The following is a 13,893-nucleotide window of genomic DNA, read 5'->3' on the forward strand; positions in this document are numbered from 1 at the left end:
GCTGTCGACTATGCGTGGACCCATACTCGTGGAACAGCCCGTCGAGGTCCCGCCTGAGCCCCCGGCCACTACCCACGGCGCAACTGAATCGGCCTGCGATCGCGGACGCCGTCCAGGACGGATGTATCGACGACGGGCCGCTGTCTGGGCTGCGCCGCGCGGAGCTGGATGGTGCCGCGGTCGCTCATGGCGTTACACCACTCGCTCGGCTTTGGCCTAGTGCCGGCCGGGCCGCCCGCCTGCTCGAAAAGGCTGCGGACGGCCGACTCTTGGCGGTCGTTGAGGCAGCCGGCGACGAATCTGAGCGGGTCACCCGGGACGACGTACGGGTCCTCGGCGAGGATCCGTACGACAGCCAGGGCGGTCTTGAAAGCGTCACTGTCGACGCTCGCCCGCGCCGACGGGGTGTGCGGGTCGCCCCACTCCGGGGTGTCAGCCTGGATCTGCACCGACACTCCTCCAACACGACGGAAGCCGTCGCAATCGATGAAGTGAACCATCGGCTCCGGCTGCAGAGACCACAGGATGTTGGCGTGGGAGATGTCCCCGATGACCATGCTGATGCTGTGGAACCAGTCGACGGCCTTTGCACAGGCCATGGCCAGTGCGCGCCGCTGCTCCGGAGACGGGCGGCGAACGTTCTTCGTCGCGGGCCTCTCCGGGTAGAGCACGTGCTGCAGCTGTAGGAGCTTGGTCTTGCCGTTCGGCGTCTGCCATCTGTACGCGTCCGGTGCATTGCGCATGAGGAAGCCGACCGAACGGCCTCCGTCCGACACACGGCACAGTGGCCAAGCAGCGATCCGATCCAGATGGGCGCGCTCCGGGTCAGACAGTGCCTGGCGGAGCGCGGGGAGAGTCGCCAGGGCGCTCTCGTTCACGGTGGCGGGGTTCTTGTATTCCTTGAAGAGCAGGCCATTGCCGGCTAGGTACACGACGCCCTGACCGCCGCTGCCCATCTTGGCGCCGAGAGTGAGCGATGACTTCGCAACATCCTGACCGTCCTCGGCCGTCATCGGCCCGCCACCCCCTCCCACACACAGATGACCGTGCGGTCGTCGTCGTACGTCTTGGCGCGGAGCTGCGCCTGCCTGAGGAATTCAGACATGGTCGGGACCTCGCCGGTACCCCAGTAGGCGGCCAGACGCGCACGGAACTCGGGTTCCTGGTTGATCGGATTGGTGATTCCGTCGGTTCCGAGGAGCAGCAGTTCGCCCGGTTCGGATCGAAGCAGGGCGACCGCGGCATAACGGGTCGAAGGCAGGGCGGTCGTCCTCGTGCTGGCGATTCCACCGTCCTGGCCTTCCAACCCGCGCCACTCGCCATCGACGAGACGTAGCAAACCGCCGTCGCCAATGCTGACCCACACCCTCTCCCGGATCTTGGTGTCCGTGGGCACCAGCACGAGATGCAGAGTAGTGGCGTAGTCCCGCTCGTCGAATCCCGCGGTCTTCGCCGCCCACTTCTTAAGGCAGTCGGGCACGGCCTCGCCGATGGCGCTGTTGACGGCAGCGATGAGCATCTGATGGTCCTGGCCCACCAGCAGGCTGTGGAGGTCCCGGGCCTTCGTCTCCAAAGCCTTGATCACGGCGTGAGCCAATTCCTGCGAAGCGACGTGGGACCGTTTCGACGAACCAACACCATCCGCCACCGCGAGCACCAGCAACTGTTCGTTGCCCTCGCCAATCCGAGCCAACACCATCGCGTCCTGGCGGCAGGCCCCCTCCCACCGATGGGAGTCGCCCCGCATGGACGCGCCCAGCACGGCCAGTCCGGGCAGGGTAAGACCATCGACGACGGTATCCGGGGTGAAGGCAGCGAAATCGTCCTCACCGACGGCCGGCTTGTTCTTCGGGAACGGCGGATAGGCGGGGGGACGCCTGCCAATGTGCTCGGGAAACGTGCGCGCACTGCCGCCGCACGCGCAGCCGGGGTTCACCGCCGACGGATCGGGGGTCGGTTGCGGGGCCGGTACCGGGGCGGGATCCGGGGTCAGTTGCGGCTGCGGCCGGACCTGCGTCTGCGAGGTCTCGTGGGGACCTGAAGCATCCGGCTCGACCTGCGGTTTCTGAGGAACGTGGGGCGTCGGCAGCGCCTGGGGCAGCGGGGACGCCGAGGCCGCGACCGCCTCGGCCGGAAGAGGAGCGGAAAAGGGCGGAGGCAGCACCGTACTGACCAGCGCCACGGCCTGGTCCATCTGCTCGTCCGCGCTGATTGGCACGCGCGGGTCGTCATGGTTCATGGGCGCGCTCACATCTTGTCCAGGGAGAGGCTGGTGTAGCCGTCCACGTGGTCGTCGACCTTAAGGTCGAAGCCTTCGCCCCCCTTAGACGAGATGCTGGTGGTCGAGTTGACGATCGAGTTTGTCAAGCTCGACGCGAACTCGCGAAGGGCGACAGCGGGATTAACATTGTCGCTCTCCTGGATGAACGCCTTGAAGTTGGCGACCTCAGCGATCGTCATCCGATCGGCCGTGCCAATGCCGAAGGCGATGATTTTCGGGGCGTAGGAGAACTCCTTGAGTTCCTTGAGCGCATCGCGCCAGAGGGTGTCCGGCATGTCAGTCGGAGCACCGTCGGACAGGAAGAAGACGACCGGGCGGAAAACGGAGTGGCCCTCGCCCTTCAGCCGGTCGACATCCTTCTGAATGGTGTCCTTGAGCAGCTGAAACGCCGAGGCAAACGACGTCACGCCACCCGCCGACAGCGACGGCAGAGAGTCGATCTCGCTGAGGTCGACCAGCGGCTGGAGCAGGGTGGCGCTGGTGGAGAAGCCGATCATCGCGAAGCGGGCCTTGTCGGCGACGGCCGGGTTGGAGCTGATCTCGTCGTGCAGGTCCGGCAGGGCCTCGTTGATGGCGCCCACGCCGTCGGCGGCCATGGAGCTGGACTCGTCGCAGACCAGGTAGAAGGGAAGAAGCTGCATTGCTTGCTCCTGAATCGATGGAACGTGGGGGACGACGGCCTGGCCGTCAGCGGGTGTAGAAGTAAATTTCGAGCGCGGCGCTGCCGGAGGTCGTGCTGCCCTGCCAGAACGGACGCTCCACGGACTCGCCGAACATGTCCGGACGGGCCTTCTTCAGCGCCTTGTTGATCTCATCGGCGTACGCCTGACCCTGACTGGTCTCCGGAGACTCGCCGAAGGTGAGGACCAGAGCGGCCTGGCGGTCCCCGTACCGCTCAGTGGCCGCGCGCACCTGCGCGACCATGGCAGACCGGTCGCCTGCGGCCGCCTGCACCCGGATCTTTACCGGCTTCAGCTCAAGCGACCGGGGCCCGGTGGGCGTCGGTGACGGCGAAGGGGACGCAGACGCCGAGGTGGACGGCGACGGCTTCGGCTTCACCGCCGACTGGGCTGCGAGCGGGTCAGCCCGGTCCCCCAGAGAGACCAGGGCCAGGACCAGGAGCATGTCGGCGAAGAGCCAGCCGGCGAGGTGCAACGGGTTGAATCGGCTCAACCGGCGCCTCTTGCTCGCGGACCCGGACGAGGCGTTCATGAGGCCTTGTCCAGGCTTACCGGCGGCCGCTGGGGGTAGGCGGCGTCGGAGGAGGAATGCGGCCTGGCATCCGAGCGCTCACGTTGCTGCGGCTGCGCGGGGAACGGGTTACTCGGCGACATGGACGACGCAGGAGGCACCGGCGGTGTCGACGCTGAGGCCTGACGCAAGATCTCCTCGGCCCTCGCGAGCGCTTCCTGCGCCTGTTTCCTGGCGTCCTCCGCCATGCGGCGCTCGATTTCGGCGGCCGCACGCGCCGCGTCGCCGTCCTTGGCGGCACGCTCCACGACGTCGATCAGGGCAGTGAACCGCTTCGCGGCCTCGTCGAGCGCCTTCGTGCGGTCGGCGATGCCGGAGACGGCGTGCCGGGAGTCCCCAGCCGCCTGCTCGGTGTGTTCGGCCATGGCCTTGAGGCCGTCGATGAGCTGGCTGTGCAGGTCTCCGACTACTTCGACGCTGGTGGTGAAAGAGCGCTGCGTGGCGGCCAGCAGCGTAATGGAGTCCTCGACGCGCTGAGCCGCGTCCGTGAGCGCGGTACGGACTTCGTCACCGTTGCCGGAGACAGTGGCCTCCAGCCTGTCTGTGGTGCGGGAGAGGAGGTTCCGAAGATCGTTTGTGGCGGTGATCAGGCTGTCGCGGCTACGATCGAGGGCCTCGCGGTGGCCGTTGACGGCATGCCGGAGCTCGTCGCCGACCTGCGTGAGCGGCTGGTCCAAGTCGCGTACGGCCGAACGGATCGCGGTGCCGCTGTCCCGGACGGTGTCAGCCATCCGCGCCACCGCCGTCTCGAGGGGGCGAACCGAATCGTCGGCTTCCGCGAGGCGTTCTTCCGCCTTTTCCAACGCCTCACGGACCACCTCGGCGGCAGTGACGAGATGCTTCTGTGCGGCGAGCGCCTTGGAGTGCATGCGCTGGATCTTCCCGCCGGCCTTGTTGAGTTCCTCCGCGAACCTTCCCGGCGAAGCAAAGCGGTGCGCGTTGAGGATCAGCTGGGCTTCGGTCAGTACGGGCACCAGGCGGGCCATCGCGGCACGGGTCTCCTGCTCCGCCCTCTGCTCTGCCCGGTCCACGGCGGCACGACGATTGCCGTGGAGCAGCGTTAGCGCGAGTAGGGCAAGGAGAGCGACGCTGCCGACCTCGGCGACGTGGCCGAACTCGAACCAACCGCTGAGGTGCCCCTCGAAGCCGGTCTGCCACAGCTGGAGGAAGGGGCGCCTGGCCGCCTTTGGGTCCGCGGTCGTGAGATCGCCATAGGCGCTGGTCGCCATCGCGAGACCGGACCAGGTAAAGATGAGCGGCATGAAGACGAGTGCGCCGAGGACCCAGTCCAGCACGTCGACGGTCTTCGATACCAGAGCGGCCCGACGGCTAGTCGCCGGCGTCACGTCGCAGACCATGCTCTCGGGGCGGGCGAAGTTGGCCATCAGGTCGAGGTCGGCCCAGGCGTCCAGCGCGTCGAGTTCGCGAGAGTCCATCGCACGGGCGAGCGCGCGTAGTTCCTCAGCTCGTGGGGCAAGCGCAGGATCCTGGGCCTGGTCCTCAAGGTGACGGGCGGTCACCGATCTGTCGTGCAAAACCCCCACAGGGCTCCCCTATCCTGCCCATGGCTGTCGCCAGGTCGTGTGACGGATCGATGCACTGGCGGCACCGGCGAGTTTGATCGGAGCGCGCATGGCCCCCAAGCCGCATGGGCGTCGATCGGATGGATCTTCACATCCTCCACAAGAGACGGTCGAGAGCAGCGCAGGGTTGTAGTGAAAGCGTGATGATCTGTGAATCCGGTCGCATCTGGTGCGACACGCAGTTGAGGGGGCGTGAGGCGGATGAGCGGGGACGGACGTAAGCGAGGGGTCGTCCAACTGAAGTCGACGAAGGGGCGTCCCCCCCGGGGGGATCATCGAACCAGAGCCGGAGCCGGTGCCGGAATCGCGGCGGGGAGCCGCAGCAGACATCGAGGGTGAACGGGAGTCCGGTCGAGCTGAGCGATTGGTCGCCGCAGGCCCGGATCGCGGGGGACGGACAGCTGCAGGTCAACTCCAACTGGTCGGCCGCAGCCAAGGCGGACCTCGACCTCAGGTGCATGGTACGTACGCGGGACGGTCGAGGTGGCGCGATCCAGCCGCTGGGTGCCAACTTCGGCTCCTTCGATCACTGGCCCTACCTGGAGCTCGATCAGGACGACCGCACCGGTCGGTCGAGGCACCGCGCGGACCATTCGTGGACTGGGTCTTATCGCTCGTCATGTAACGAGCCTCTGACCAGGAGAAATGCCTGGCACACCAAGGGCCTACGGAGCCGTGTGCGCAGGTTCGAATCCTGCCGGGGGCACCCACCATGAGGTGCCCAAAGACCCTGTCACCAGCGGAACCGCTGAGGCCGGGGTCTTCGCGTATGTGCAGGCGTGTGCCGATCGAAGCCGGCCTATTGCTGTGCCGCGTCTCCTCACAGATCAGGTTCGGAGCGCGGCGTGGGGGAAGCCCCGGGAGCCTACAACCAGTGCGGCGGCCGGGGAGTCCCGTTTCTTTCTCGAGTATGGAGGCACGGATGGGTGTGCGGGTCTGCGCCGGGTGGTGGTCGGGATGCGCGCGGCTTTTCCGTCCTTCCGGTTGGTACGGTGCCGGGGCTCGCCGGGCCAGCTCGTGGCTGGGCTGCTGCCGCTCGTACCGGAATCCTGGCCCGTGGCTCCCCCTGCGCGAAAGTCCGGTTGGCCGCAGTGGATTTCCTGGCGTTCACCGCCGTGGCCGGAGCCATGGGTTGGGAATCCGGTCGCGAGTACCGGGTGTTTGGGAAATCTCCGCGAACACGGCCTCAGGACCCAGGCGATGCGCACCGCGAGGCCCCGGGCCGTGGCCGGGGCCTCGTGGAGTCCGCTGGTGCAGGGCGTTGTTGGCTGGTTCGGCGGCGCTCTTCGCTCAGCCTGTCAGGATCGGTTCCCTGGGGGACGGGGCTCGGCGGGGTGTCGTTCGGTCCAGATGGACCAGTACTGAGTCGTGGAAACGGTGTACGGCGTCGTCGACGCTGCGGATGAAGCCGGTCTCCGCGTTGCCGCGGCCGCTTCCCATGCTCTTGAGCAAGGTCAGGCGGAAGCCCGTGATGCGGGTGCCGCTGTCCTTGGGGAGGAGGTCGGCGGGTTCGGGGCGAAGGCGTTCCAGGGTGCCGCGGGGGCCGCCGGTGTCGCCCTCGACCAGTGTTTCGATGTGGAGGTCCGCCGGTGCGTCCGCCAGGCGGCGCATGAGCCGCTTGGCCCAGGACAGGGGGTAGCCCTGGTCGGGCGCCGGCACCTCGACGGACGTGCGCAGCTTGCCTGTGCGCAGGTCCGCGCTGACCGCCAGGACGCCGGGCGTTCCCTCGATGCGCAGTTCGGCGTGGAGGGTGCCGTTCTGGCAGAGTTGATCGGCGAGTCGGCTGCGGCGTTCTCCCGGGTCCGCTCCCCGCTTGGCGCGCTGGACGGGCAGCACTTTCTGGCCCAGTTCGCCTCCCAGGCCGAGACACACCTGGCGGATCAGGCGCTCCCAGCTCTCGACGACCTCCAGGGCGCGCGCGTCTCCCTGGCACAGGGTCTCGTCGTCCACTCCGTTGCGCACCGGGACCCACGCCGGGCCCATGTTCTGGAAGCCGTGGCAGCCGGAGTTGTCGTGCTGCAGGTAGTGCAGCAGTTCCTGGAGGAGCCAGGCATGCGCCGCGTTGCCGACGCCCTCATGACGGATCAGCATCTGGGCCTGGTGGGTCACTTCGGCCCAGGACAGGTGCCAGAGCGCCACCTTGTGCTTGCGGCGCCGGTCGATCTTGACGTCGACCAGCGGGCTGCCCTCAAGCGCGACGTCGTTCGACAGCGTGATCACGGCTTCGTACCCGCGCCGGGCGGCGATGTCCATGTACGCCTGCACCTGCTCGGCCCTCAGGGCGTTGCCGTTGGTCTTCGTCTCGACCAGGGCCGTCCACAGCTTGCCGGCCCGTTCGACGCGGATCACCCCGTCGGGACGCCGCGGTGAGTCGCCGTGCGGCAGGGTGACCTCGGTGAAGGTCTCCATGCGGCCGGCCGGGGCCCCGAACGCCGCCGTCAGCCTCCTGCCGAACTCCGGCACCTGGGCCATCACCGACAGCAGTACCGAGGTGGCCCGCATCTCACGTTCCCGGTCGCTCTTCAGCGCCGACACCGGGAAGAGCCGGGCCTCCCGCCACGACTCGTTCTCCGCCAGGCTCTTCCTGGCCACCTTGGGCAGGGTGACCTTCTTCTTGGCGGTACGCGGCCGAGCGGCCGGCTTCCGTGGCTGGTCGGCGTCCTCGGACCGGCGAGGAGCGGGGACGGCCTCCGCCATGCGTTGGGCACTAGGGTCGGCGGCCGGGACCGGACCGGGCGCTGTCGTGTCCTCCTGGTCGTCGGTCGCCGCGTCTTCCTGTGCTTCCACGGCTGCGGCGTCGTCCTCGACGTCGACGCCGAAGTCCGCCGCCAGACCGGCGAGACCGGTGTCGTAGCCCTGTCCGACAGCGCGGAACTTCCATTCCTCTCCGCGCCGGTACAGCTCTCCGAAGATGATCGCGCTCATCGAGTCGACGTCGTCTATGGGAAAGCGGAGGAGCTCGTCACCGGCTCCGTCGGCCAAGGACAGTCGTACGTCCTCGAGTTCGCCGAAGCGCGCTCCGTTGTACCGGCTCGCGGCCACGACCAGGCGGTCCACTTCGCCCGGAACCGCCGTCAGGTCGAAGCTGATCCGGTCCTCGTTCCCGTCCGCCGTCGGTGTCTTGCCGAGGAGTTGCACGCTCCCGTCCGCGGCGACCGGGTTGTTGTAGAAGTAGAAGTCGGTGTCACTGCGGACCTTGCCGTTCACGTCCAGCAACAGGACGGAGACATCCGCGTCGCCCTCGCCGGTCGGGCTCCCCCAGCCCAGACTGACGAGCACGGATCCGGCGTCCTCACTCAGGGATGCCAGGGCCACGTTCGAGCCCTTGGTCATTTCATGCATGCTGCCCCCCAACCGGCGCGAGTCGGGCGCGGAGGTGGCTGGGCCCAACCGCCCGACGCGCGACGCAACGTGACGCGTCGCACACATGTAACTGTAGTCCCCACGGAGTCAGCGATCGGGCATGTTCCTCATCTCGGACGTCCGCACTCCGCAGAGCGGTGCAAAGGCCCCGCACCGGTAAGAGTGCGGGGCCTTTGGTCTCCACCTTGAGATGAAACTCTCTGCCACAGATCGGTGGAGCGGGCGTGGGCCTCGGTGGGCCGGTGCCCGGGTCTATTCGGGTGTGCCGGGAGGCGGGCTCACCAACCGCCGCAGTCGGAGCCGACGTCGGTCCACTGGCCGCCGGGGCTGCCCTCGCCGTTGACCAGGTTGCCGAGCACGCCGTTGCCGACGCCCACGTTGCCGAGGATGTCGATGTTCATGTCGTGGGACTTGCAGCCGCCGCCGTGGCCTCCTCCCATGGGCTGGGCGGTCGCCGGTACGGTGCCCATGAATCCGACGCCGCCGATGATCGCGGCCACGGCGACGGCCGTGCGGAGCTTGCGCATGCGTCCTCCTCCTTCGAAATCACAAGAGCGCACCGTCGGAAGATCCACTCGGCGCTCATCTCGAAGCTAGATCGACTTCTCGCGCGGCGCTCATCGGGGAAGCCATCCGGGGGGGGGGCGGGACCCTTTGGGCTCCGGTGACCGGACCGGTTACCCAGAGCCGGTCACCGATCCGGTCACGGGCGCGGTCGCCGGCCCGTGTCCGGTCACGGACACCGGCCCGGGTCCGGTCACGGGCACGGTCACCGGCCCGGGTCGAGGGCACGGTCACCGGCACGGGTCACCAGCGCGCGTCACCGGCCCGGTCACCAGCACCCGTCACCGGCCCTGGAGGGAGTCCTCGTCGTCGTTGGTGGCGTACGGGTGGACGGGGCTCTCGGCGTCGTAGGGGGTGAACCAGTTCTCCACTCCGGGCGGGGCGTCGTCCAGGGGATCGCGGGCCGGGTCCTCTTCGAGGGTCTCGGTGAACGTCTCGAAGGCTGTGGTGACCTCGTCGGTGAGGAGGTCGTAGAGGTCGGCCGTGACCTCGGCCTGGGTGAGCAGGACCCGCAGCAGCAGCTCCTCGGCCACGCAGTGGGGGCCGGTGAAGCGGGGCTGGGTGAGGCGGGCGGTCAGGGTGACCGCCGTGACGGTGAGGCGGCGGGCGAAGAGGACGGTGTACTCGTCGGCGTACTGCTGGGGCAGGTCGTCCAGGAGCATGAAGGTGGCGTCGCTCTCGGCCACCGTGGGCCCGTCCTCCTCCAGACCGGCCAGGTCCGTGAAGAGTTCGTCCACCAGGAGGTCGATCGCGAAGACGAGCGCGCCCGCGGCGATCTCGGCGGCCTCGCGGGGCACGGTGGGCTCGGCCTCGGCCTCGTCCTCGTCCTCGCGGTAGCCGAAGGTGTCGAGCGGGAAGGCCCTCAGGGCCGGGGCCAGGGTGCGGAGTCTGGTGCGCATGGCCTCGACCTCGGCCCGGTCGAGGCGGCCGTGCGCCGGCGCGGGTTCGGCGGCCGCGTGGCGGCGGGCGCGTTCCGCCGGGTCGGCGGGCGGGGCGTCGGGGCCGTCGGCCGCGTCGAGGCTCTCCTGCAGGAGCGCGGAGTTCAGTTCCACGGCGCAGCGGGTGATCTGCCAGTCGGCGAGCGGTTCGGTGCGTTCGAGCAGTTCGGCCACGACCTCGCGCGCGGCGTCCTCCGCGAACTCCAGCGCCGGTGCGTCCACGAAGAGTTTGAGCAGGGCACCTCCGGGATGGGCGGCTATCACGTCGTCCATCAGCTCGATCTCCATGCCGTCCGGTCCCTCGACCGCTTCGAGCGAGTCGAAGCCCTTCCGCAGCAGGAAGATGACGCCCTCCCGCTGCAGGGGGTCGAGTTCCGGAGCGCCCTTGGCAGGGGCCATGGTCACGGTCACCACGTAAGTCACGCCCACATCGTGCCCGAGTCGTCCCACCTCAGGGGAGGGAATACCGGTCCATCCCCTGAGGCGGGCCACGGCCTCGGTCTGCTCCCGCCTTCCGCCCGTCCCGTCCTCGGGCCGAGCGCTCATGCCGAGCGCTTGCGCGACGCCGTCTTCTTCGCCGGGGTCTTCTTCGCCGTCTGCTTGGCCGAAGTCGCCGAAGTCGCCGCCTTGGACGAAGGGGGCGACTTCGCCGACTTGGCCGCGGATCCGGCAGTGGAGCCGGCGGTCGACTTCGCGGTGGACCTGGAGGTCGTCCGGGACTGCGTGGCCTTCTTCGCGCTGCGCGTGGTCTTGGCCGTGGACTTCCTGGAGTCGGCGGTCTTCTTGGCGGGTGCCTTCTTCGACGTCGTGGCCGTCGACTTCTTGCCGCCGGTCTCCTTCGGGGCGGAGCGGCGCCGGGTGAGCGGTCTGACCTCGGCGTCCCCGGTCTCCTCCGGCGCCGGTCGCTCGCCGCGCGACTCGCGGGCGGCGCGGACGCTGTTCTCCAGGGCCGCCATCAGGTCGAGCACCTTGCCGCCCTCGGCGGGCTCCGGGGCCTCGGGCAGGGTCTCGCCGGCCGCCTTCGCCGCGATGACCTCCTCCAGCGCCTCGCGGTACTCGTCGTGCAGGTCCTCCAGGTCGACCTCGCCGAGGGTGTCCATCAGGGCGTCGGCGAGGTCGAGTTCCTTGTCCCGGACGGTGACGTCGCCGTCCGGGGCGACGCCTTCCGGGGCGCGGACCTCGTCCGGCCAGAGCAGTCCGTGCATGGCGATGGCGTCGCCCACCACCCGCAGCATCCCCAGGCGCTCCCGGCCGCGCAGGGCGTACTTGGCGACGGCGACCTTGTCGCTGCGCTTGAGGGCCTCGCGCAGCAGGGTGTACGGCTTGGCGGCGGGGGCCCCGCCGGCGGCGAGGTAGTAGGCCGAGCTCATCTGGAGCGGGTCGATCCGGTCGGCGGGCACGAAGGCGACGATCTCGATCGTCCGGGCGGTCGGGATCGGGAGGTGGGACAGGTCCTCGTCGGAGATCGGGATGATCGTCCCGTCGGCGTCCTCGTAGGCCTTGCCGATCTCCGCCTGGCTGACCTCGTGGTCGTCCAGCTCGCACACCTTGCGGTAGCGGATGCGGCCGCTGTCCTCGGTGTGGATCTGGCGGAAGGAGATCGAGTGGCTCTCGGTGGCGTTCACCAGTTTGACGGGGATGCTGACGAGTCCGAAGGAGATGGCGCCGTTCCAGATGGATCGCACGTGCCGGGGCCTCCGTTCCGATCGGTGTCACATGCACCGCATGGCGATATGCGGGTGTTTGACTGATTCTCTGGGATTGTCATCTTATGACTCCAATCACAGAGGTGGAGGGCCGGAGGGTCGCGCTCAGCAACCTGGACAAGGTGCTGTATCCGGAGACCGGCTTCACCAAGGGGGAGCTGCTGCACTACTACGCGACCGTCGCCGACGTGATGCTGCCGCACCTGCGGGACCGGGCGGTGTCGCTGCTGCGCTATCCGGACGGGCCGGACGGGCAGGTCTTCTTCACCAAGAACGTCCCGCCGGGTACGCCCGACTGGGTCATGACCGCCGAGGTGCCCCGGTCGGAGGGGCCGGCCCGGATGGTGGTGGTGCGGGACCTGCCGAGTCTGGTGTGGGCGGCGAACCTGGTGGCCGAGTTCCATACGCACCAGTGGCTGGTGCAGTCGCCCGACGAGGCCGACCGGCTGGTCTTCGACCTCGACCCCGGGGCGCCGGCGACCATCGTCCAGTGCTGCGAGGTCGCGCTGTGGCTGCGGGAGCGGCTGGCGGCGGACGGGATCGAGGCGTACGCGAAGACGGCCGGGTCGAAGGGGCTGCATCTGCTGGCGGCGGTGCGGGGCAGTTCGCCGGAGCGGACGAGCGAGTACGCGAAGGCGCTGGCGGTGGAGGCGGAGAAGGCCATGCCGCGGCTGGTCGTGCACCGCATGACGAAGAGTCTGCGGCCGGGGAAGGTGTTCGTGGACTGGAGCCAGAACGCTGGGCGGAAGACGACGGCGGCGCCTTATACGGTGCGGGCGCGGGTTGCTCCGCTGGTTTCCGCGCCGGTGACGTGGGGGGAGGTGGAGGGGTGTCGGGGGGTGGAGGAGTTGGAGTTTTCGGCGGGGGATGTTCTGGGGCGGGTGCGGGAGGTGGGGGATCTGATGCGGGGGCTGGTGGAGGGGCGGGGGGTCGGGCGGTTGCCGTAGGGGTGGCGCCCGTAGGGGTGGTGCCGGGGCAGGGGTGCCGTAGGGGTGGTGCCTGGGCTGGGGGGCGGGTGGTTGCCGTGGGGGTGGTGTAGGGGCTGGTGTGCGGGGGTGTGGGTGGCTCGGGGTTTGGTTCGCCCCCTCCGCCCCTTCCCGTCCCTGGGAGGGGACTCCGTCCCCTGTGACCCCTGCTGGGGGCTGCCGCCCCCAGGCCCCCGCTTCGGCCCTGGACGGGCCTCGTCCTCAAACGCCGGACGGGCTGATAGTGCCGGACCCCGCCTTCAGGGCACCGGACGGGCTGACAGCCGGACCCCGCCTCCGTAGCACCGGAGACGGGCTGACAGTGCCGGCCCCGCCCTCATGGCGCCGGACGGGCTGGTAGTGCGGACCCCGCTTTCAAGGTGCCGGGCTGGCAGTGGCAGTTCCGGAGCCCCCCTCTACAACCGCGCCCACGTCCCCCTGTCGCGGGCCATCGCGTGGAGGGCCTCGGCGTCTGTCGGCTTCAGTACGGCGCCCAGGTGGGCCAGGGTGGGGAGGTCCGTGGTGGGGAGGATGCGGATGCCGCGGGGCGGGGTGGGGGTGCGTATGTCGGTGGGGTCCAGGAGGGCTAGGAGGGGGTGGACCTCGGCGGTCAGGGCGTAGGAGGCGCGGTCGGCGTCGGCGCGGAGGCGGCGGAGGACGGGCTCGGGGTCGTGGCGGCCCAGGGTGACCATCGGGTCGGCGACCAGGACCCGCTGCCTGCGGGCGTACAGGGCGTGTACGGCGTAGAGCCCGCCGGGGCCGATGAGCAGGTGGTGGATGCGGTCGCCGCCGGGGAGCGGGAGGGAGTGCAGGACGTGCCAGCCGGCCCCCTCCAGGCGGTCGAGGGCCTCGCCGGTGGCCTGTTCGGCGGCCAGGGCGCGGCGGCGTGGGTCGGGGCGGAGGCGGTGGGCGGGGCCGGGGTCACGGTCGAGGGCGACCAGCAGGGCCTCGCCGGGGCGGTTGGGGGCGAGGTCGTCGTCGGGGTGGAGGGCGAGCCGGGCCAGTTCGGCCGGGGTGGGCACCGGGGGCGGGCCCACGGCCACCGGGGCGGTCAGGAACGGCTTGAGGGCGTCGAGCACGTCCGCCTCGCGGTCGGTGGCGATCAGGTTCACCCGGCCGGTGTCACGGTCGTACCAGGCGACGTTCATTCCGTCGGGGCCGCAGACGTAGAGGCGCTCGTGGCCCTGTTGCCGGGCCGGCACCACCCGCAGTCCGTTCATGCCGCCTTCGCCGCCCATGCCG

11 protein-coding genes are annotated in these 13,893 nt (G+C 69.5%); 1 reads left to right on the plus strand and 10 read right to left on the minus strand.

Translation table 11 applies throughout. The features are described 5' to 3' along the window. Nucleotides 1-68: 68 nt before the first annotated feature. The 9 genes from TNCT1_RS00520 to TNCT1_RS00560 all read right to left on the minus strand — a co-directional run bounded on the left by TNCT1_RS00520 (nt 69) and on the right by TNCT1_RS00560 (nt 11,665). A complete protein-coding gene (locus TNCT1_RS00520; RefSeq protein WP_143626948.1) occupies nt 69-1,013 on the minus strand; it encodes a hypothetical protein in 945 nt (314 codons plus the stop codon). Continuing rightward, nucleotides 1,010-2,239, minus strand: coding sequence for a protein phosphatase 2C domain-containing protein (locus TNCT1_RS00525; protein ID WP_143626950.1), 1,230 nt, complete (start codon nt 2,237-2,239; stop codon nt 1,010-1,012). Before TNCT1_RS00525 ends, TNCT1_RS00520 begins: the two co-directional genes overlap by 4 nt. Nucleotides 2,240-2,247: 8 nt before the next feature. Then, nucleotides 2,248-2,922: a VWA domain-containing protein gene (locus TNCT1_RS00530; RefSeq protein WP_143626952.1), complete on the minus strand. Its 675-nt coding sequence runs from the start codon at nt 2,920-2,922 to the stop codon at nt 2,248-2,250. 46 nt (nt 2,923-2,968) lie between these two features. Then, nucleotides 2,969-3,493 carry a hypothetical protein gene (locus tag TNCT1_RS00535; RefSeq protein ID WP_143626953.1) on the minus strand — a complete coding sequence of 175 codons (525 nt, stop codon included), beginning with the start codon at nt 3,491-3,493 and terminating at the stop codon, nt 2,969-2,971. Then, the gene (locus tag TNCT1_RS00540) at nt 3,490-5,052 is read right to left on the minus strand and encodes a hypothetical protein (RefSeq protein WP_216856567.1); all 1,563 of its coding nucleotides are present in this window, start codon (nt 5,050-5,052) and stop codon (nt 3,490-3,492) included. The genes TNCT1_RS00535 and TNCT1_RS00540 overlap by 4 nt, the downstream gene beginning before the upstream one ends. Before the next feature lie 1,353 nt (nt 5,053-6,405). After that, nucleotides 6,406-8,457: a TerD family protein gene (locus tag TNCT1_RS00545; protein ID WP_143626955.1), complete on the minus strand. Its 2,052-nt coding sequence runs from the start codon at nt 8,455-8,457 to the stop codon at nt 6,406-6,408. A 299-nt stretch (nt 8,458-8,756) separates the two neighbouring features. After that, nucleotides 8,757-9,005, minus strand: coding sequence for a hypothetical protein (locus TNCT1_RS00550; protein WP_143626957.1), 249 nt, complete (start codon nt 9,003-9,005; stop codon nt 8,757-8,759). A 318-nt stretch (nt 9,006-9,323) separates the two neighbouring features. Next, nucleotides 9,324-10,403, minus strand: a complete 1,080-nt coding sequence (locus tag TNCT1_RS00555) for a hypothetical protein (RefSeq protein ID WP_143626959.1) — start codon at nt 10,401-10,403, stop codon at nt 9,324-9,326. A gap of 119 nt (nt 10,404-10,522) precedes the next feature. Beyond that, nucleotides 10,523-11,665 carry a Ku protein gene (locus TNCT1_RS00560; protein ID WP_143626961.1) on the minus strand — a complete coding sequence of 381 codons (1,143 nt, stop codon included), beginning with the start codon at nt 11,663-11,665 and terminating at the stop codon, nt 10,523-10,525. An 86-nt stretch (nt 11,666-11,751) separates the two neighbouring features. On the opposite strand from TNCT1_RS00560, the gene ligD reads away from it, so the two are divergent. Next, nucleotides 11,752-12,633, plus strand: coding sequence for a non-homologous end-joining DNA ligase (ligD, locus tag TNCT1_RS00565; protein ID WP_143626963.1), 882 nt, complete (start codon nt 11,752-11,754; stop codon nt 12,631-12,633). 434 nt (nt 12,634-13,067) lie between these two features. Here the strand turns inward: ligD and TNCT1_RS00570 are convergent, their stop codons facing one another. Continuing rightward, nucleotides 13,068-13,871, minus strand: a complete 804-nt coding sequence (locus TNCT1_RS00570) for a nuclease-related domain-containing protein (RefSeq protein ID WP_143628248.1) — start codon at nt 13,869-13,871, stop codon at nt 13,068-13,070. Between the last annotated feature and the right edge of the window lie 22 nt (nt 13,872-13,893).

This window comes from Streptomyces sp. 1-11, from assembly GCF_007176755.1.
Classification (GTDB): domain Bacteria; phylum Actinomycetota; class Actinomycetes; order Streptomycetales; family Streptomycetaceae; genus Streptomyces.